The organism is Streptomyces sp. NBC_01003 (assembly GCF_045162695.1).
In the GTDB taxonomy this organism is placed as follows: domain Bacteria; phylum Actinomycetota; class Actinomycetes; order Streptomycetales; family Streptomycetaceae; genus Streptomyces.
This window is the reverse complement of record NZ_CP108707.1, coordinates 5,420,583-5,440,077: the sequence shown is the minus strand read 5'-3', so window position 1 is coordinate 5,440,077 and position 19,495 is coordinate 5,420,583. Positions and strand designations below refer to the sequence as shown.

At 71.6% G+C, this 19,495-nt stretch carries 16 protein-coding genes, 4 tRNA genes and 1 other RNA gene; 10 read left to right on the top strand and 11 right to left on the bottom strand.

The window, feature by feature from the left end; genetic code table 11:
* Window positions 1-2: 2 nt before the first annotated feature.
* The 4 genes from OG698_RS24975 to purS form a co-directional block, all read right to left on the bottom strand.
* Window positions 3-797: a sterol carrier family protein gene (locus OG698_RS24975; protein ID WP_406105534.1), complete on the bottom strand. Its 795-nt coding sequence runs from the start codon at window positions 795-797 to the stop codon at window positions 3-5.
* Window positions 798-1,200: 403 nt separating this feature from the next.
* Window positions 1,201-3,450 (bottom strand): phosphoribosylformylglycinamidine synthase subunit PurL, encoded by a 2,250-nt coding sequence (gene purL, locus OG698_RS24970; RefSeq protein ID WP_406105533.1) that lies wholly within the window; start codon window positions 3,448-3,450, stop codon window positions 1,201-1,203.
* A complete protein-coding gene (gene purQ / locus OG698_RS24965; protein WP_116512202.1) occupies window positions 3,447-4,130 on the bottom strand; it encodes a phosphoribosylformylglycinamidine synthase subunit PurQ in 684 nt (227 codons plus the stop codon). Before purQ ends, purL begins: the two co-directional genes overlap by 4 nt.
* The gene (purS, locus tag OG698_RS24960; protein ID WP_100598945.1) at window positions 4,127-4,393 is read right to left on the bottom strand and encodes a phosphoribosylformylglycinamidine synthase subunit PurS; all 267 of its coding nucleotides are present in this window, start codon (window positions 4,391-4,393) and stop codon (window positions 4,127-4,129) included. Before purS ends, purQ begins: the two co-directional genes overlap by 4 nt.
* A gap of 328 nt (window positions 4,394-4,721) precedes the next feature.
* On the opposite strand from purS, the gene OG698_RS24955 reads away from it, so the two are divergent.
* From OG698_RS24955 to OG698_RS24920, 8 genes are all read left to right on the top strand, one after another.
* Complete coding sequence (locus OG698_RS24955) at window positions 4,722-5,063, top strand: Lsr2 family protein (protein WP_326775047.1); 342 nt, start codon at window positions 4,722-4,724, stop codon at window positions 5,061-5,063.
* A 111-nt stretch (window positions 5,064-5,174) separates the two neighbouring features.
* A tRNA-Gly gene (locus tag OG698_RS24950) sits at window positions 5,175-5,246 on the top strand.
* A 79-nt stretch (window positions 5,247-5,325) separates the two neighbouring features.
* A tRNA-Gly gene (locus OG698_RS24945) sits at window positions 5,326-5,401 on the top strand.
* A gap of 155 nt (window positions 5,402-5,556) precedes the next feature.
* Window positions 5,557-6,528, top strand: coding sequence for an ABC transporter ATP-binding protein (locus OG698_RS24940; RefSeq protein WP_329572411.1), 972 nt, complete (start codon window positions 5,557-5,559; stop codon window positions 6,526-6,528).
* The gene (locus OG698_RS24935; RefSeq protein WP_406105531.1) at window positions 6,525-7,334 is read left to right on the top strand and encodes an ABC transporter permease; all 810 of its coding nucleotides are present in this window, start codon (window positions 6,525-6,527) and stop codon (window positions 7,332-7,334) included. The genes OG698_RS24940 and OG698_RS24935 overlap by 4 nt, the downstream gene beginning before the upstream one ends.
* 17 nt (window positions 7,335-7,351) lie before the next feature.
* Window positions 7,352-8,611: a sensor histidine kinase gene (locus OG698_RS24930; RefSeq protein WP_406105529.1), complete on the top strand. Its 1,260-nt coding sequence runs from the start codon at window positions 7,352-7,354 to the stop codon at window positions 8,609-8,611.
* Window positions 8,608-9,216, top strand: a complete 609-nt coding sequence (locus OG698_RS24925) for a response regulator (protein WP_406105528.1) — start codon at window positions 8,608-8,610, stop codon at window positions 9,214-9,216. Before OG698_RS24930 ends, OG698_RS24925 begins: the two co-directional genes overlap by 4 nt.
* A 23-nt stretch (window positions 9,217-9,239) precedes the next feature.
* Window positions 9,240-9,315 (top strand) — tRNA-Gly (locus OG698_RS24920).
* Window positions 9,316-9,372: 57 nt separating this feature from the next.
* Here the strand turns inward: OG698_RS24920 and OG698_RS24915 are convergent.
* The 6 genes from OG698_RS24915 to ffs all read right to left on the bottom strand — a co-directional run bounded on the left by OG698_RS24915 (window position 9,373) and on the right by ffs (window position 18,209).
* Entirely contained in the window at window positions 9,373-10,269 is an 897-nt protein-coding gene (locus OG698_RS24915; RefSeq protein ID WP_406105527.1) for a phosphoribosylaminoimidazolesuccinocarboxamide synthase, read from the bottom strand.
* A gap of 113 nt (window positions 10,270-10,382) precedes the next feature.
* Entirely contained in the window at window positions 10,383-11,924 is a 1,542-nt protein-coding gene (locus OG698_RS24910; RefSeq protein WP_406105525.1) for a N,N-dimethylformamidase beta subunit family domain-containing protein, read from the bottom strand.
* A gap of 202 nt (window positions 11,925-12,126) precedes the next feature.
* Entirely contained in the window at window positions 12,127-14,001 is a 1,875-nt protein-coding gene (locus OG698_RS24905) for a hypothetical protein (RefSeq protein WP_406111264.1), read from the bottom strand.
* Window positions 14,002-14,275: 274 nt separating this feature from the next.
* Window positions 14,276-15,529, bottom strand: coding sequence for a phosphoribosylamine--glycine ligase (purD, locus tag OG698_RS24900; RefSeq protein ID WP_329572401.1), 1,254 nt, complete (start codon window positions 15,527-15,529; stop codon window positions 14,276-14,278).
* A 194-nt stretch (window positions 15,530-15,723) separates the two neighbouring features.
* The gene (locus tag OG698_RS24895) at window positions 15,724-17,994 is read right to left on the bottom strand and encodes a DNA polymerase III subunit gamma and tau (protein WP_406105524.1); all 2,271 of its coding nucleotides are present in this window, start codon (window positions 17,992-17,994) and stop codon (window positions 15,724-15,726) included.
* A gap of 120 nt (window positions 17,995-18,114) precedes the next feature.
* An RNA gene (gene ffs / locus OG698_RS24890) (signal recognition particle sRNA small type) lies at window positions 18,115-18,209 on the bottom strand.
* Window positions 18,210-18,318: 109 nt separating this feature from the next.
* Between ffs and OG698_RS24885 the strand changes: the two genes are divergently transcribed.
* Together OG698_RS24885 and OG698_RS24880 are read left to right on the top strand one after the other, a co-directional pair.
* Window positions 18,319-18,406, top strand: a tRNA-Ser gene (locus OG698_RS24885).
* Between the two features lie 102 nt (window positions 18,407-18,508).
* Complete coding sequence (locus OG698_RS24880) at window positions 18,509-18,895, top strand: VOC family protein (protein WP_406105522.1); 387 nt, start codon at window positions 18,509-18,511, stop codon at window positions 18,893-18,895.
* 26 nt (window positions 18,896-18,921) lie between these two features.
* Here the strand turns inward: OG698_RS24880 and OG698_RS24875 are convergent, their stop codons facing one another.
* The gene (locus tag OG698_RS24875; protein WP_406105521.1) at window positions 18,922-19,395 is read right to left on the bottom strand and encodes a DUF5994 family protein; all 474 of its coding nucleotides are present in this window, start codon (window positions 19,393-19,395) and stop codon (window positions 18,922-18,924) included.
* Between the last annotated feature and the right edge of the window lie 100 nt (window positions 19,396-19,495).

The window sequence follows — 19,495 nt, the reverse complement described above, 5'->3', positions numbered from 1 at the left end:
GGTCAGCTCATGAGGGGCAGCAGCTTGCTGAGATCGGCCCGCTCGCCGCTCGCGCTGACCTTCGCGTCGTCCAGGGCGGCGCGCCACTCGACGCGTCCGGTGGCGAGGCGGATCCAGGTGAGCGGGTCCGTCTCGACGACGTTCGGCGGGGTGCCGCGGGTGTGGCGGGGGCCCTCGACGCACTGGACGACGGCGAACGGCGGGATCCGCACCTCGGTCGACGCACCGGGGGCCTTCACGGCGAGGGCGTCGGCGAGCAACCTCGTACAGGCGGCGAGCGCCTGACGGTCGTAGGGGACATCGAGCCCGGGCAGCGCGTCGTTCAGGTCGCCGGTGTGGACGACGAGTTCGACGGTACGGGTGACGAGGAAGTCGGCGAGGGTCATGGCGCCGAACCGCGTGGGGACGAGGCGGGTGTCGGGGGCCTCGGCGAGGGCCGTCTCAACACGGGCCGTAGTGCGCGCGAAGAGTTCCTCGGGTGTGGCGCTCGCGGCGAGTTCCCGGGTGCCGTCGGCGATGGCGGCGGACTCGGTAGCGGTCCCCGACGGCCAGTCCAGGAGCGGGAGTTCATGCTTGGCCGGCTCGGGCATCTCCAGCCCCCTGGCCACCGCGCCGACCGCCATCGTGAAGTGCGCCGCCAGCTCCCGAACGGTCCAGTCATCGAGCCGGGTCGGGGCGCTGAGCTGCTCGGGCGTGAGCGCGAGCACCGCATCCCGCACCTGACCGAACTGCGCGAGGACGGCCGCCCGGATCTTGGCGGAATCATAGGAGCGCGCACGCTTCTTGGCCGGAGACATGTGGAGAGCCTATGCGGCGACCGGCATGCGTTCTTCGCGAACGTGGGGCCTGGGATCTTTCGTTCGGATCAGGCCGGATCAGGCAGCGGGGTCATGGGGTCCCCCCTGCTCGAGCGGAGCCGAGAGTTTGGGGGAGTCGGCGACTGACGGCAACGCCGCGAGGTGCGGCACCAGACCCCGCGAGCCCGGCGTGATCCAAACGAGAGGCCCCAGGGGGTGTCCGGCGGATCAGGGTCGGACAAGTCGCGGCGCTCGGTGACGTAGGTGATGTAGGTGATGTAGGTGACGTAGACCCGGAAGACCTTCTCGAGGGTGGGGGTCATCCGTGGGGCGCTCAACGCGAAGGCCCCACCCGGCAAGTTCACAGCCCGGTGGGGCCTTCGCGTTCGTACGGGGACGATCGTCAGGCCAGCAGCGCCGGGATCGTCGCCTCGTGGGCCTCGCGGAGTTCCGTGAGGGAGAGGGCGAACTCGCCCTGGACGTCGACCGTGTCGCCGTCGACCACGCCGATGCGGGTGGCCGGGAGGCCGCGTGCGCCGCACATGTCGGTGAAGCGCAGCTCCTCGCTCCGCGGGACGGCGACGACCGCGCGGCCCGCCGACTCGGAGAACAGGAACGTGAACGCGTCCAGGCCGTCGGGCACGATGAGCCGCGCGCCCTTGTCGCCGAGCATCGCCGACTCGACCACGGCCTGGATCAGACCTCCGTCGGACAGGTCGTGCGCGGCGTCGATCATGCCGTCGCGGGACGCCGAGATCAGGATGTCGGCGAGCAGCCGCTCCCGCTCCAGGTCGACCTGCGGGGGCAGACCGCCGAGGTGGTCGTGGACGACCTGCGACCAGGCCGAGCCGCCGAACTCCTCGCGGGTGTCGCCGAGCAGGTAGAGGAGCTGGCCCTCTTCCCTGAAGGCGACCGGCGTGCGGCGGGCGACATCGTCGATGACACCGAGCACGGCCACGACGGGCGTCGGGTGGATCGCCGCCTCGCCCGTCTGGTTGTACAGCGAGACGTTTCCGCCGGTCACCGGGGTGCCGAGGATCTGGCAGGCGTCGGCGAGACCGCGGATGGCCTCGACGAACTGCCACATGACGTCCGGGTCCTCGGGCGAACCGAAGTTCAGGCAGTCGGAGATCGCGAGCGGCTTGGCGCCGGTCGTCGCGACGTTCCGGTACGCCTCGGCGAGGGCGAGCTGCGCACCGTGGTACGGGTCGAGCTTCGCGTACCGGCCGTTGCCGTCGGTCGCGATGGCGACGCCGAGCCCCGACTCCTCGTCGATGCGGATCATGCCCGAGTCCTCGGGCTGCGCGAGGACGGTGTTGCCCTGCACGAAGTGGTCGTACTGCGAGGTGATCCACTTCTTCGACGCCTGGTTGGGCGACGCGACCAGCTTCAGGACCTGGTCCTTCAGCTCCTCCTTGGAGGCGGGCCGCGGCAGCCTGTTCGCGTCGTCGGCCTGGAGCGCGTCCTGCCACTCGGGGCGGGCGTACGGGCGCTCGTAGGTCGGACCCTCGTGGGCGACCGTGCGCGGGTCGACGTCGACGATCTTCTCGCCGTGCCAGAAGATCTCCAGGCGGTCGCCGTCGGTGACCTCACCGATGACGGTCGCGATGACGTCCCACTTCTCGCAGATCTCGAGGAAGCGGGCGACCTTCTCCGGCTCGACGACCGCGCACATGCGCTCCTGCGACTCGCTCATGAGGATTTCCTCGGGCGAGAGCGTGGAGTCGCGCAGCGGTACGTCGTCCAGCTCGACGCGCATGCCGCCGGAGCCGTTCGACGCCAGCTCGCTGGTGGCGCAGGAGATTCCGGCGGCTCCGAGGTCCTGGATGCCGACGACGAGCTTCTCGGCGAACGCCTCCAGGGTGCACTCGATGAGGAGCTTCTCCTGGAAGGGGTCACCGACCTGCACGGCGGGACGCTTCGAGGGCTTCGCGTCGTCGAAGGTCTCGGAGGCCAGGATCGAGGCGCCACCGATGCCGTCACCGCCCGTCCGGGCCCCGTACATGATGACCTTGTTGCCCGGGCCGGACGCCTTCGCGAGGTGGATGTCCTCGTGCCGCATGACGCCGATGGCGCCCGCGTTGACCAGCGGGTTGCCCTGGTAGCAGGCGTCGAAGACGACCTCGCCGCCGATGTTCGGCAGGCCGAGGCAGTTGCCGTAGCCGCCGATGCCGGCGACGACACCGGGCAGGACACGCTTGGTGTCGGGGTGGTCGGCGGCGCCGAAGCGCAGCGGGTCCACAACGGCGACCGGGCGCGCGCCCATCGCGATGATGTCGCGCACGATGCCGCCGACGCCGGTGGCCGCGCCCTGATAGGGCTCGACGTACGACGGGTGGTTGTGCGACTCGACCTTGAAGGTGACGGCGTAGCCCTGGCCGACGTCCACGACACCGGCGTTCTCACCGATACCGACGAGCAGCGCGTCGGACTGCGGCGCCTTCTCACCGAACTGGCGCAGGTGGATCTTGGACGACTTGTACGAGCAGTGCTCGGACCACATCACGGAGTACATGGCGAGCTCGGCGCCGGTCGGGCGGCGGCCGAGGATCTCCACGACGCGCTCGTACTCGTCCTTCTTCAGACCGAGTTCGGCCCAGGGGAGCTCGACGTCGGGGGTCTTTGCGGCGTTCTCAACGGTGTCGAGGCTCATGAGGCGGCGACCAGCTTCTTGAGGATCGAGGTGAAGAAGGGGAGGCCGTCGGTGCGACCGGAGCCGACGAGCGGCTCGACGGCGTGCTCCGGGTGCGGCATCAGACCGACGACGTTGCCCGCCTCGTTCGTGATGCCGGCGATGTCGCGGAGCGAACCGTTCGGGTTGAAGCCGACGTAACGGAAGGCGACGCGGCCTTCCGCCTCCAGCATGTCCAGCGTGTGCTCGTCGGCGACGTAGCGGCCGTCCATGTTCTTCAGCGGGATGTGGATCTCCTGGCCGGCCGTGTAGTCGGCGGTCCAGGCGGTGTCCGTGTTCTCCACGCGCAGCTTCTGGTCACGGCAGATGAAGTGCAGATGGTCGTTGCCGAGCATCGCGCCGGGGAGCAGGTGCGCCTCGGTGAGGACCTGGAAGCCATTGCAGATACCGAGAACGGGAAGACCCGCCTTGGCCTGGTCGACGACACTCTCCATCACCGGCGAGAACCGGGAGATGGCACCCGCCCGCAGATAGTCGCCGTAGGAGAATCCACCGGGCAGGACGACAGCGTCGACCTGCTTCAGATCCTTGTCCTTGTGCCAGAGGGCTACGGGTTCCGCGCCGGCGAGTCGGATCGCGCGCTGCGTGTCCCGGTCGTCGAGGGATCCGGGAAAGGTGACGACTCCAATACGAGCGGTCACTTTTCTGCCCCCACCGCGGGTTCTTCCACCTTCACGGTGAAGTTCTCGATCACGGTGTTGGCGAGGAACGTGTCGGCCAACTCATGGATACGGGCGAGGACGGCATCGTCAACGGGCCCGTCAACCTCGAGTTCGAATCGCTTTCCCTGACGTACGTCGGAGATGCCCTCGAAACCGAGGCGCGGCAGTGCACGCTGCACCGCCTGGCCCTGGGGGTCGAGGATCTCCGGCTTGAGCATGACGTCGACTACGACGCGTGCCACTGGCACTCCCGGTGTGTGGTGCTGAGCAGGTCCCTTCAGACTACCCGGACAAAATTTCTACTCGCGTAGACCGTAGGAAGCTACGAGAGCCGGATCACGTTACTGCAACAGCCCCGGTGACCCCGTGGAAAATCCGGGGAAAGATTTCGGAGACCCATTGCCTCCGGACACGCGGGGGGATTTAGTCGGTCTTCACAATGCAATGCCATGCAGGGTAAAAAGGAAATGGCGAAAGCGGGCAGTTCGCCTCTGCTTTGCCCCATAACAGCCGGACAGTCGACATCGGCGCACGTCAAGGTGCAGATGTCGCACGAAGGGACCGATATTCGTGGCGCAGCGTGTCGTGGTCACTCTCTCCGACGACATCGACGGCGGAGAAGCCGCAGAAACGGTCGTGTTCGGTCTCGACGGCAAGTCGTACGAGATCGACCTGAATCCAGCCAATGCCAAGAAACTGCGCAAGGCCCTGGCCCCCTTCCTCCAGGCTGGCCGCAAGCAGACCGGCTCGGGACGTGCGGCGTCGGGGAAGACCGTCAGGAGCTTCAAGCACACCGCGGTGTCCGCCGACCCGGCGGCCGTCCGCGCCTGGGCGCGCTCGCACAAGATGGACGTCCCGCCGCGCGGCCGCATCCCCAAGCGGGTCTACGAAGCGTTCGAGGCGGCCAACTGACCCCCTCCGGCAGCCCGCAGAGCAGCCGACTTGCGCTGCACCCCTGTTGATCAGCTAAAGTCTGGAGCACGCCGAGGGGCGAGGCCGAAAGGCCGGACCTCACGGAGTCTTGCGGGTGTAGTTCAGTAGTAGAACATCCCCCTTCCAGGGGGAAGGCGCAGTGTGCAATTCCTGTCACCCGCTCTGCATGGCGTACCGACCACTCTTCGGAGTGCGGTAGGCTGGTGCTCGCGCCGATCGATGAGAGTCGATCGGAGGCAGTGCGAACGTAGCTCAGTTGGTAGAGCGCAACCTTGCCAAGGTTGAGGTCGCGAGTTCGAACCTCGTCGTTCGCTCCAGTTGAAGGCCCCGGTCCGTCGGACCGGGGCCTTCTGCATGTCCGCCCCTCTCTCATCTCCCCTGGCGCATGTCCGCGACCCGCTCTGACATTTGTCATGCGGTTCGGTGACAGCGCGCACTGCTCCTCGCCCCGGCGCCGGGAAAGGCTCGGAGCATGGAAACGAACGAGCGCGTGATCGACGTCACCGATCTGCGACGCGTGTACGGGGGCTCGTACGAGGCGGTGCGCGGAGTGACCTTCTCCGTCGCCCGCGGAGAACTCTTCGCCCTCCTCGGCACCAACGGCGCGGGCAAGACCTCCACCGTCGAACTCCTCGAAGGACTCGCCGTCCCGGCCGGCGGCCGTGTACGGGTCCTCGGGCACGACCCGTACACGGAACGCGACCTGGTCAGGCCGCGCGTCGGGGTCATGCTCCAGGAAGGCGGCTTTCCTTCCGAGCTGACCGTCGCCGAGGCCGTCCGGATGTGGGGCGGTTGCACGAGCGGTGCCCGGCCCGCCGGTGAGGCCCTTGAGCTCGTCGGGCTCGAACGGCGGTCCCGGGTCCGCGTGAAGCAGCTGTCCGGCGGCGAGAAGCGGCGCCTGGACCTGGCGCTCGCGCTGCTCGGCCGGCCCGAGGTCCTCTTTCTCGACGAACCGACCACCGGCCTCGACGCCGAGGGGCGGCGCGCCACCTGGAACCTGGTGCGCGAGCTGCGCGCCGAGGGCACCACCGTGCTGCTGACCACCCACTACCTCGAAGAGGCCGAGGAGCTCGCCGACCGGCTCGCCATCCTGCACGAGGGGCGGATCGCCGCCGAGGGCCGCGTCGACGAGGTCGTCGCCGCCCAGCCCTCGCACATCTCCTTCGAACTTCCCGACGGCTACTTCCCCGGCGACCTCCCGCCGCTCGCCGAGCTCGGCGTCAGCGGCCACGAGACGGACGGCCGCACCATCCGGCTGCGGACCGGCGAGCTCCAACGGGCCGCCACCGGGCTCCTGTTGTGGGCCAGGGACGCCCGGGTCGAGCTGCGGGGGCTCGACGTGCGCAGCGCGTCCCTCGAAGAGGCGTTCCTGCGGATCGCGCAGGACGCGCGTACGGAAACCATGGCCGGCACGGAGAACAGGGACGAGGTGGCGGCGCGATGAGCGCGGTCGTGACGGACAAGGCGATGCCCGCGGTCACGGGTGGCACGACGGCCGCAGGGCGGATGCGGGCGCTCGCCCGCGCGGAGCTGACGCTGATCGGGCGCAGCAAGGGCACGCTCTTCACCGCGGTGTTCGTGCCGCTGGTGCTGCCGTTCAGCGTGCGCTCGTCGATCGACAGCATGGACCTGAAGGGTGCGGGGCTCACTGTCGGCTCGGTGCTGCTGCCGTCCGCGATCGGCTTCTCCCTCCTCTTCGCCGTCTACAGCGCGCTGGTCGGCGTGTACGCGGCGCGGCGCGAGGAACTCGTCCTCAAGCGGCTGCGTACCGGTGAGCTGCGGGACGGGGAGATCCTCGCGGGCGCCGCGGTGCCCTCCGTCGCCATCGGCCTCGCGCAGAGCCTCGTCCTCGTCGCCGCCTGCACGGCGTTCCTCGACGTGGGAGCTCCTCAGGCGCCGTACTACGCCGTCCTGGGGCTGCTGCTGGGGCTCGTGATGTGGCCCGCGCTCGCCGCCGTCACCGCGAGTTTCAGCAAGAGCGTCGAGAGCGCGCAGGTCGCGGCCATGCCGCTGCTGCTCCTCTCGCTGCTCGGCTCCGGCACCGTCGTACCGCTCGAAGTCATGCCGGACCGTCTCGCGTCGGTGTGCGAACTGCTGCCCCTCACGCCGGTGATCACCCTCGTACGGGGCGGCTGGACCGGGGACCTCTCCGCGTACGACGCCCTGGGCGCCGCCGCCACCGCTGTGGCCTGGACCGTCCTCGCCGTGTTTGCTGTACGACGGTGGTTCCGCTGGGAACCACGGCGTTGATCCGACGGAGCGGGGACATGAGGCGGCCTGGCGCGTGGTGGCGGGGGAAGAGCACCCCGGCGAAAGTGGAGACGTACACACGGTGGTCTCTGCAGTCCTTCGGGCTCGTCGAGATCTTCTGGCTCGGCCCGCTCGCCTTCGGTGAGGTGCCGGCCGCGCTCGCCTGGTCCCTGTTCCTCGCGCTCTGCGCGCACGCCGTGCTCGGCGCGGTGACCACGTCCAGGGCGCTCGACTGGACGCGCGGCCGGCGCGAGCAGCCGGTCCGCCTGGTCGCCGCGTACGGGGTCACCACCGCTGTGATCTCCGTCGGGACGCTCGGCGTGATGCTGCGGGTACCCGCGGACGAGGAGGCGGGCACCCGCACGGCGCTCGTCCTCTTCGTCGGCATCCTCATGGTCGGCGCGGGCTGTGCCACGCCCGGGCTGCGCACCCGCAGGCGGGTGATCGGCGCGGCGCTCGGCGCGTCCCTCGGTGCCGGGGCGGCGTCCGTGCCGTCCGGGCTGCCCGCGCCCGCCGCCCTCATCACGGCGGCCACCGTGCTGTTCACCACCGCGGTCTTCGCCCTGACCGCCGGATTCTCCGTCTGGCTGCTGAACGCCGTCCACGAACTCGACGAGGCCCGCGAGACCAGGGCGCGGCTCGCCGTCGCCGAGGAGCGGCTGCGGTTCGGGCGCGATCTCCATGACGTGATGGGCCGCAACCTCGCCGTGATCGCGCTCAAGAGCGAACTCGCGGTCCAGCTCACCCTGCGCGGGCGGCCCGAGGCCGTGGACCAGATGACCGAGGTGCAGCGCATCGCCCGGGAGTCACAGAAGGAGGTACGGGAGGTCGTACGCGGCTATCGCGAAGCCGACCTGTCGGCCGAACTGGCGGGCGCGCAGGGCGTGCTGACCGCCGCGGGGATCTCCTGCGAGGTGACGCGTCCGGCCGCCGAGCTGCCCGGCCCCGTGCAGTCCGCCCTCGGCTGGGTCGTCCGCGAGGCCACGACGAACGTGCTGCGGCACGGGGACGCCCGGCACTGCGACATCGGCGTACGGGTGGGTCCGGACGCGGTGGTCCTGAGCGTGGAGAACGACGGGGCCGGAACGCCTGGGGCCCTGAGCGGCGGGTCGGGGCTCGCGGGGCTGCGGGAGCGCCTTGCCGAGGTCGCCGGGACGCTTGAGGCCGGTGTGGTGCCGGATGCGGACGGGATGTTCCGGGTGGTGGCCGAGGTGCCGCTCGCCGGGCCCACCGTGGAACAGCGGCGCGACGCCGCGTACGAAAGGAGCGCCGGGTGACCGTGCGCGTGCTGCTCGCCGATGACGAGCACCTCATCCGCGGGGCGCTCGCCGCGCTGCTCGGGCTCGAGGACGATCTGGTCGTCGTCGCCGAGGCCGCCACCGGGCCCGAGGCACTCGCCATGGCCCGGGCGCACCGGCCCGATGTTGCCGTGCTCGATCTGGAGATGCCGGGCGCCGACGGTGTGAAGGTCGCCACAGCGCTGCGCGGTGAACTGCCCGCGTGCCGGGTCATGATCGTGACCAGTCACGGGCGCCCCGGGCATCTGAAACGGGCCCTGTCCGCCGGGGTGCGCGCCTTCGTGCCGAAGACCGTGAGCGCCCAGCGGCTCGCCGAGATCATCAGGACCGTGCACGCGGGAAACCGTTATGTGGACCCGGAGTTGGCGGCCGACGCGATCGCCGCGGGCGACTCCCCGCTGACCGCACGCGAGGCCGAGGTGCTCGAATTCGCCGCCGACGGGGCGCCTGTGGCGGAGATCGCGGAGCGCGCCGCGCTCTCGCAGGGGACCGTACGGAACTATCTGTCGTCCGCCGTCTCGAAGCTCGGGGCCGAGAACCGACACTCGGCGGTGCGGCTCGCGCGGGAGCGGGGTTGGGTATAGTTGCTCTCGCGCCACGGCGCAGTGCGAACGTAGCTCAGTTGGTAGAGCGCAACCTTGCCAAGGTTGAGGTCGCGAGTTCGAACCTCGTCGTTCGCTCCACGGAAAGCCCCCGGCACCTCAGGTGCCGGGGGCTTTCGCGTATCTGCGGCGCCGTGGTTACCAGCTGACGCCGGTCAGGCGCTCGTACGCCTCGATGTACTTGGCGCGCGTCGCGTCCACGACCTGCTGCGGAAGCGCCGGCGGCGGCTGCTCGCTCCTCCGGTCCCAGCCCGACTCGGGGCCCGTCAGCCAGTTCCGCACGTACTGCTTGTCGAACGACGGCTGCGCGTGACCCGGCTCCCACTCGGCGGCGGGCCAGAAGCGGGACGAGTCCGGGGTGAGGACCTCGTCGCCGAGGATCAGCGCCTCGCCGTCGAAGCCGAACTCGAACTTGGTGTCCGCGAGGATCACACCGCGCTCCCGCGCGATGTCCCGGGCCCGGCCGTAGACGGCGAGCGTCATCTGCCGCAGCTCGGCGGCGGTCTCCGCGCCGACCTGGCGGGCCACCTCCTCGTACGACACGTTCTCGTCGTGCTCGCCGACCTCGGCCTTCGTGGCGGGCGTGAAGATCGGGGCGGGCAGCTCGGAGCCGTCGGTCAGGCCCTCGGGCAGCGCGAGGCCGCAGACCGTGCGCGAGGCGTTGTACTCGACGAGGCCGGAGCCCGTCAGATAGCCGCGGGCCACGCACTCGACGGGGACCATGCGCAGCGACTTGCAGATGAGGGTGCGGCCCTGCCAGTCGGCGGGGGCGCCGGGCGGCAGCTCGGTCGACAGGACGTGGTTGGGGACCAGGTCGGCGAGCTGGTCGAACCACCACAGCGACAGCTGCGTGAGCACGCGGCCCTTGTCGGGGATGGGGGTGGGCAGCACCCAGTCGTAGGCGGACATGCGGTCTGAGGCGACCATCACGAGGTCGCCCGCCTCGTTCCGGTACAGGTCCCGCACCTTGCCGGTGTGGAGGTGTACCAGGCCCGGCACCTGCTGGGGTTCGGGCTTTTCGACGAATCCGGACACGGTTCCTCCCCGTGGATATGTACGAGTGCACCTGATTCTCGCTCATACGGGGACGAGTTTTGGCCACGGGTCCGGCGGGCGGCAGCGGCGGGGACGGGTCGGGGCGCGGCTGGTCAGTCGCGTTTGCAGATCCGGTCGAGGAGGTTGGCCGTCGCGCGCTGGATCCGTGGGTCGACATGGCCGGGGCGGTCGAGGGCCGGGGACCAGGCGAACGTGCCGGACGCGAAGACCAGCGATCCGGACGGCGCCCGGTACAGGGACGTCTCCTGGTGGCGCGGCGCCCGCTCGCTGTCGCGGTAGGGCGAGTGGGCGAGCAGGATGCGGTCCTCGTGCTGGGGCAGCGCGGTGCGCGGGAAGTAGCGGTCGGCCTCGCCCGCGACCAGGCCGTCGATCTCGTCTCCCTCGTGCGCCCCGGTGGCCTCCCACAGCCAGTGGTCCGCGTTCCGCACGACGAGGGGGTGCGGCTCCGGGACTCGGCCCGCGTACTGGATGCCCATGAGCTGCTGCTCGGGGCGGTCGATCTCGCGCCACAGGGCGGACTTCCCGGGCGCTCTGCGCTTGTGGCAGGTGAGCAGCCGGTCCGGCACGCCGGACGGGGACGGGCCCAACTCCACCTGCCAGTACATGGTGTTGGCGGAGAGGAAGACGAGTGACGTGCCGTGCTCGCGGGCCGCTTCGGTGGTCCGGCGCATCGGCGTCGACCAGTACTCGTCGTGGCCGGGGAAGACGAGGCCCCGGTAGCGGGTCGGGTCGATGCGGCCCGCGTGCAGGTCGCGGGCGTCGGCGTACGCGAGGTCGTAGCCGTACCGCTCGGCCCAGCGGATGAAGTCGTAGGCGTGACCGACGTGCAGGGGAAGGCCCGCGCCGGCGTACGGGCGGTCGAAGGAGACCGTCGTCGCGGCGTCGCCCTCGCCGAGCAGCCGCCCCTCCTCGTCCCACGCGTGGTACAGGCTCGCGCCCGTGTGCCCGTCCTCCGGATAGAGGTTGTACGCCTGCCAGGTCACGTCCGGCAGGAGCAGGAGGAGATCGGCGGGCCGGCTGTCGCGGACCGTGAAGGGGACGTGCGAGCGGTAGCCGTCGACGGTGGTGAGGACGGCCACGTACGCGCCCACGTTCCAGAACGACGGGATCTGCAGGCGCCAGGACAGCCACCAGTGGTGGCAGGAGACCGTACGGTCCGCGGTGAGCGGGGCCGGCTGGACGATGCCGGAGAGCCGCGGACTGGTGATGATCTTGCTGGCGCCGTCGCCGCCGTAGTGACCGATGCGGTAGATGTCGACGCTGAACTGCTGGGGCGGGTCCACCGTGATGTGGAAGTCGATCGCCTCGCCGGGCGCGGCCGCTCCGGTCGACGTGAAGCCCTTGATCTGGCGGTGCACGTCGTCGGCCGTGCGGGGGCCGCCGGTGCGAGGGCTCGGGATGCTGGTCGCGATGTTGCTCGCGCCGGGCTGGGGGGCGTGGTCGACGTACCAGGGGACGACCTGGCCCGTGTCGTCGAAGTAGTGCTCGCTGCCGCGCAGCCACGGCAGGGGGCCCTGGCCGAAGGGGTCGCTCACGGCGTGGGCGAGCGCGCCGGACTCCCAGCGGCGGATGGTGCGGGGTGACCGCGCCTGTTCCGGCCACCCGGGCTTCTGCCCCTCCCGTTCCGGCCCCATGCCCGCTTCCCTCCCTCGCTCCCCGAGCCCTCGTGCGCTCCGTCTGTCAGCGACCGACCCCAGCACATCACATTACGCACGCACTCCGTCACCGTTCGTCGCGAATTGACGTGAACGGAACGTGGGCCTCCGGAGGTTGGGGGTTGGGCGGTGCGGATGTGAGAGGCGCGGGGTGCGGGTGTGCCGCGATTGCCGTCGCGGCCTACACCAGTCGGACCGGCTTCTCGGGGCGGATGCCGAGGCGGGTGAGCCAGGCGCGCAGAGGCTCCGGGTCTCCCTCTTCCACGAGGCTCAGGACCCGCGGGGTCAGATCCTTGGCGCGCTCGCCGTCGACCAGGAGCGAGGGACCGTCCAGCCAGTCGAGGCCGGGGGCGGCTCCGGCCGTGTCCACGGCGGCGCAGCACACCATCGCCGTGACGTGGTCGGCCACCAACTCGCGTCCCGTACGGGGTGGTTGGAGCGGGAAGAGCGGGAGCATGCCCTCGTCCCACAGCACGCCGTCGGGCCCCTGTCCGGCGGCGGGCACGGGCGGGGCCGGGCGCTCGCTCTCCTCGCGGGCCGACTCGGCACTCAGGCCGGCGGCGAGCAGAGCGGTGGGGGTGTCCTCGCGGTCCTCGGCGTCTTCGAGGTCCTCGGGGGCGGTGGAGTCTTCGTCGGGGGCGACGCCGGGGTCGGTGTCGGCGGCGTCCGTGAGGTCCTCGGCGGGGACGGTGGGAGCTTCCGGGTCTGCGGGGGCTACGGAGTCTGCGGGGGCTACGGAGTCCCCGGCTCGCGTCGCCGTTGCGAGGTGGTCCATCACCCGGGCGAGTGTCGGGCCCTCCGGGTCGGGGGACGTGGGGTCCGCGCAGCTGCGTACGCCCAGCGCGTCGAGAACGCGGTGCAGACGCGCCGCGTCCATGCGCCACTTCCGGTCCACGACCTCGTCCGGATACTCCTGCCAGTCGACCGGCGCCCAGTCGGGGCCCGGCTCGGCGGGGCCTCCGTGGAACAGCCGGGCCGCGAGCAGCGACGCCGCCTCGTCCACCGTGCCCGGCTCCTCCAGCAGATCGCAGGCGGGCCGCTCCCCGAGCCGGGAGGCGAAGCCCTCGGCGAGGCGGTCGCGCCGGGACAGCTCGGTGAGCGCGGCGACGACGCCCACGTCCAGGCGGGAGGGCCAGCGCCCCATGCGCCAGGCGGGCAGCGCGACCCGGGTGAGGAGCCGGTCCCAGCCCGCGTAGGCCAGGCCGACCTGCTCCTGGGCGACGATCCGCACGCCGTAGTCCACCGTCTGTGCACGCTCGGCGGCGGCCGCGGCGACCCCGCGCTCCATCTCGCCCGCGTGGCCCCGGCAGCTGCGAAGGAGCAGGCGCGCGACCCAGCCGACGCCGCCGAGTACCAGCCGCCCCAGCGGTCCGCGACCGGGCGCCGCAGCGTCGGCGACCGCCGCGTCCAGGCCCCGCACGAAGCGGCGCGCGGCCGCTATGTCCGGGTGCGCCGACGGCCCCGTACCGGCGACGACCGGGGCGAGTACGGCGCGCAGCTCGCCCACGCGCATCCACCACAGGAAGGGGGAGCCGATGACCAGGACGGGCGCGGCCGGCACCCGGCCTCTGCCGGCGCCGCCGCCCCGGATGCCCGGGTCGTCGGCGTCACGCGGGATCCGGCCCTCGTCGTCCTTGGGTCTGGGCGGTCCGTGCGCGGGATGCGTACGGTCCTCCAGCCAGCTGTCGCAGTCCGGGGTGAGCGCTATGGCGGAGGGGGCCGGGACGTCGAGCCGATCGGCGAGATCGCGCACCAGGCGGTAGAGATCGGGGGCCCGCTCCTCGGCGATCGGCACCGTCGGGCTGACGGCCGGGCGGGCGCGGGCCACCACGAGGGCGATGCCCGCCGCGCACGCCAGGACGACCAGGGCGAGGACCGTCACGATCCACCGCGCCGTCCGCCAGCCGTCGCCGACCATGTGCCCGGTGGCGGCGCCCGCGGCCAGCACGACCGCGAAGGCCGCGGGCAGCAGGGCGACGGCCAGCGCTCTGCCGCGGATGCGCAGCACCGCGAGAGCCCGGGAGCGCGCGGCCTGCGCGCCCATCTCCGCACCCATACCGGACACGACCGATGTCACCCCCTGCTGCCTATGATTCCTGCACCCATGGCGTTGTCCACTCCCCCACTGTGGCACCCGTCACTGACATCGCAATGCCGGTGGGCCAAGTGCCCGAACGCTTCCGCCGCACCCTAGTTGGGGCTCAAGGCATCGTCAGCCGGATGGGCGAGCGGTCACTCGATGGAATGGCTTTGGGTAGAGGTGGATGACATTCAGGCCCCTGATCCGCTTCGGATCAAGGGCCTGAGGTTCACGCAGGTGAGGCTTACGGTCAGGCCTCCGCGGCCGCCTTCGCCGCGATGTCGGTGCGGTGCTGCGAGCCGTCGAGGCCGATCCGCGAGACCGCCGCGTACGCGCGCTCGCGGGCCTGTGTGAGGTCCGAGCCCGTCGCGGTCACGGAGAGCACACGGCCACCGGCGCTGACGACGGCGTCCCCGTCCCGCTTCGTCCCGGCGTGCAGGACGTACGCGTGGGGCGCGTCCTGCGCGGCCACGTCGGCGAGCCCGGTGATGGGGTCGCCGGTGCGCGGCGTTTCCGGGTAGTTGTGGGAGGCCACGACGACGGTCACGGCCGCCTCGTCGCTCCAGCGCAGGGGCGGCAGGTCCGCGAGCGTGCCGTTGGCCGAGGCGAGGAGGACGCCGGCGAGCGGGGTCTTCAGGCGGGCCAGGACGACCTGGGTCTCCGGGTCGCCGAACCGGGCGTTGAACTCGATGACCCGCACCCCGCGCGAGGTGATCGCGAGCCCCGCGTACAGCAGGCCGGAGAAGGCCGTGCCGCGGCGGCGCAGTTCGTCGACCGTCGGCTGGAGGACCGTCTCCATGACCTCGTCGACGAGCTTCGGGTCGGCCCACGGGAGCGGCGAATAGGCTCCCATGCCGCCGGTGTTGGGGCCCGCGTCGCCGTCGAGCGCGCGCTTGAAGTCCTGCGCGGGCTGGAGCGGGACGACGGTCACGCCGTCGGTGATCGCGAAGAGCGAGACCTCGGGGCCGTCGAGGAACTCCTCGATGACGACGCGGTCGCAGGCGTTGGCATGCGCGCGGGCGGCCTCGAGGTCGTCCGTCACGACGACGCCCTTGCCGGCCGCGAGCCCGTCGTCCTTGACGACGTACGGGGCGCCGAAGGCATCGAGCGCCTCGTCGACCTCGGCCGGGGTGGTGCAGACGTACGAGCGGGCGGTCGGCACGCCGGCCCCCGCCATCACGTCCTTGGCGAACGCCTTCGAGCCCTCCAGTTGTGCGGCTTCCCCGGAGGGACCGAAGCAGGGGATGCCCGCGGCGCGTACGGCGTCGGCGACCCCTGCGACAAGGGGTGCCTCCGGGCCGACCACGACGAGGTCCGCGGCCAGCTCACCGGCCAGCCGGGCCACGGCAGCGCCGTCGAGGGCGTCGACCGGGAGCAGCTCGGCGACCTCGGCGATTCCTGCGTTGCCGGGCGCGCAGTGCAGCGCGGTGACGTCGGGGTCGAGGGACAGTGAGCGGCACAGGGCGTGTTCGCGGGCGCCGCTACCGATGACGAGGACCTTCACGCCAGCCAGCATAGGCGGCGGGCCGGTGTGCTCTTGTACGGGCCGCCGAGAGCGGGGGCGGCGGGGGTTCGTGCGTTTCTCCATGGGACGGGGCGCCGGGGGCCGGTCCGAGGGCTTTACGGGGGGGGGCTGAGCCGCGTGGGCAGTGGCTGTGCCGCATGGCCCGTGCTGTCCGGTCCCCGCTACGAGGCCGCCTACTCGTTCGTGAATTCCTCGACGACCGTCGCCCCGAGCTCGCGGACGATCAGGTCGTGGCCGGAGAGGACCCCCGACTCGTCGAGGTCGGCGTCGTCGTCGGCCGGGATGTCGTCCTCGATGGAGACCGGGGGCGGCTCCGGGGCCGCCGGTCTCGGCGCGGGGGCGGGGGCGGATGCCTGCGGAGCGGACCGGTCCGGGGGGCGCGGCGCGGCCGGGGCCTGCGCCTGCGGGGCCGGCGGGTGTGACGGAGTGGGTGCCGCGGGGGCACCACCGCCGCTCTGGCCCGCGTAGCCACCGCCCTGGCCCGGGTAGCCGCCCGGAGCGGGGGGCGGAGCCTGGCCGCCACCGCCGCCACCCGAGGGGTCGACGACCGCCTCGACCTTCCAGTGGACGCCGAACTGCTCGGCCAGCGCCGTCCGCAGGACCTCTTCGCTGCCGCTGCTCGCGAAGTTGTCCCGCGCTCCGGCGTTCAGGAAGCCGAGCTGGAGGGTCGTGCCGTCGAAGCCGGTCACCTGCGCGTTCTGGCTGAGCAGGATCCAGGTGAAGCGGCGCTTGTTCTTGACCACTTCGAGGATGTTCGGCCACAGACTGCGCGGGTCGAGCCCACCGGCGGCGGGCGGCGCCGCGGCGGGGGGCTGAGCGGGGGCCTGCGGCTGGGCGGGGGGCGGCGTGGGCGCTGCGGCGGAGGGCTGGCCCCCACCGGTGCCTCCGCCGGTGGGCGCGGCCGTGGGCCACCCGCCGGGGCGCCTGCCGCCACCGGCGGGGGCGGCCGTGGGCCACGCGCCGGGTGCGGCCCCGGCGGGCGGCGCCGCGGGCGCGGGTTCTGCCGGAGCAACGGCCGGCGGCGCGGATACCTGAGGAGCCGGTGCCGGAGCAGGAGCCGATGCCGGAGCAGGAGCAGGAGCAGCAGTAGGTGCCGGGGCAGCAGTGGGCGCTGGAGCAATAGGCGCAGGCGCCGCTTCCCCGCCCGGTCCCGGCCCCCGCACCGCGGCCCGGGCAGCGGCAGGACCGCCCCCCGCGGGGACCTGCGCGGCCGCACCGGGGTGGGCGTCGGGCGACGGCACGTATCCCATGGCCGGGCCGGAGCCCTGTCCGGCGGGTACGAAGTGGCCGCCGCGCTCCAGGCGGTCGAGCCTGGCCATCACGGAGCGGGCGTCGTCGTACGCGGCGGGCAGCAGCACGCGCGCGCAGATCAGCTCGAGCTGGAGGCGGGGTGAGGTGGCGCCCCGCATCTCCGTGAGCCCCTCGTTGACCAGGTCGGCGGCGCGGCTGAGCTCGGCGCCGCCGAAGACTCCGGCCTGGGCCTGCATCCGCTCGACGACGTCGACAGGAGCGTCGATGAGGCCCTTCTCGGCCGCGTCCGGGACGGCGGCCAGGATCACCAGGTCCCGCAGCCGCTCCAGGAGGTCGGCGACGAACCGGCGCGGGTCGTTGCCCCCCTCGATGACGCGGTCGACGACCTCGAAGGCGGCGGCGCCGTCACCCGAGGCGAAGGCCTCGACGACGGAGTCGAGCAGCGAACCGTCCGTGTACCCGAGGAGAGACGTCGCCATGGCATACGTCACACCGTCCTCGGCCGCGGCGGCGAGCAGCTGGTCCATGACAGACATGGAGTCACGCACGGAACCGGCGCCGGCCCGCACGACCAGCGGCAGGACACCCTCCGCGACGGGGATGTCCTCCTTGCCGCAGACCTCTCCGAGGTAGTCCCGGAGCGTCCCGGGCGGCACGAGGCGGAAGGGGTAGTGGTGCGTACGCGACCGGATGGTCCCGATGACCTTCTCGGGCTCCGTGGTGGCGAAGATGAACTTGAGGTGCTCCGGGGGCTCCTCGACGACCTTCAGAAGGGCGTTGAACCCCGCCGACGTGACCATGTGGGCCTCGTCGATGATGTAGATCTTGTAGCGGCTGCTCGCGGGCCCGAAGAAGGCCTTTTCCCGCAGGTCACGGGCGTCGTCGACACCACCGTGCGAAGCGGCGTCGATCTCGATGACGTCGATCGAACCCGGCCCGTTCCTCGCCAGGTCGCGGCAGGACTGGCACTCGCCGCACGGCGTCGGTGTGGGCCCCTGCTCGCAGTTCAGACACCGCGCGAGGATGCGCGCGCTCGTCGTCTTGCCGCAGCCGCGCGGGCCACTGAACAGGTACGCGTGATTGACCCGGTTGTTCCGCAGCGCCTGCTGCAGCGGGTCGGTCACATGTTCCTGCCCGATGACCTCGGCGAACGACTCCGGGCGATAGCGGCGGTAGAGCGCGAGAGACGACACGTATACGAGGTTATAGGCGCCCACTGACAACCATGGCCGCCGCTGACAACCATGACCGCCGCTGACAACCATGACCGCCGCTGAAGACCGCGGCCGCCGGGGGCGAGCCGCCCCGGAACGCAAGACGCCCCTCACGCACCCGCCAGAGCCGACCTACCCTTGCTGCCTTCCGGCCCTGGGGGAGTTCAGTCAGATAGCGCCACGTGAGGGGCTGAGCTCCACAGTAGCGGATGCCCGGCCTGAATCACGAGCCCGGTCCCCGGCCCGATCCCCGCCCCGGATCATGTTCGCGAGCACCCCCCAACGTCTTGTATTGTTTGCGGCGGAGGATTCGCCTAGTGGCCTAGGGCGCACGCTTGGAAAGCGTGTTGGGGGCAACCCCTCACGAGTTCGAATCTCGTATCCTCCGCCATTGCTCTCACCGGGCAATACGTCGAAGGGCCCCACCGCTTGCGGTGGGGCCCTTCGACGTTCTGTGGTTGCGTGGTCGGCTACTCGACTGGGAGGTCCTCACATGACCAGTAAGTTCACAGAGCTTGCGATCGACTGTGCCGATCCCGACGCTCTCGCCCGGTTCTGGTGTTCCGTCCTCGGCTACGAGGTGCACGACCGGGAGGACGGGCTGGTCACCATCGGCTCCCCCGAGGTGCCCGAGGGCAAGGACCGCCTCGGCCCGGTGCCACCGGCGCTCACCTTCGCGCGCGTGCCCGAGGGCAAGGCCGTCAAGAACAGGCTCCACATCGACGTCAACCCGACCGACAGGGAGCAGGACGAGGAGGTCCGTCGCCTGCTCGACCTGGGTGCCCGGCACGTCGATGTCGGCCAGGATGATGTGAGCTGGATCACACTTGCCGACCCGGAGGGGAACGAGTTCTGCGTCCTTGCGGGCCGCCGCCCCTGACCGGAGCGCGCGCGTCGTTTCCCGGCTCAGGGTTCGTCGGGGTTGGCGACGATGAGTTGTGCGGTCTCGGTGAGGTTGTCGGGGCGTACGGCGCGGGCCATCGCGGCGCGGGCCGCTTCGGGCTCCGATTCGGGAGGCACGACCAGGAGGACGAAGAGGTCCTCGTCGCCGCGGGTGACGAGGGCGGTGCCGTCGCCGACCTCGTGGGCGTCGAGATGCACGACCTGGTCGTCGATGACCAGGCGGGTCGGCAGCTCTTCCCAGGCGGCGGAGTCGAGGCCGACGCGCGTGATGGGGCCGAGGTGCGAGGTCAGCTCCACGACCAGGGCGGGCAGTTCGGCCGTGATGTCATGGGAACGGGGCCACCACGCGCCGTCCAGGAGCCCTTCGCGGGACTGGGTGGTCTTCAGCCTCACCGGGGCTGTTCCGGGTTCCGCCTCCTGATGGGGGGCGTCCGGCAGACGCACCGGGGGCTGGTGGGGGGTGTCGGATTCAGCCATGGTGGTTCGCCCGCCTCGGTCGTACGGCCGACGCCCACCGACCGGCCGTGCCCATGTCAGGGCGTGCGTCAACCTGCGCGATGCCGTCGTAGCTTTACGG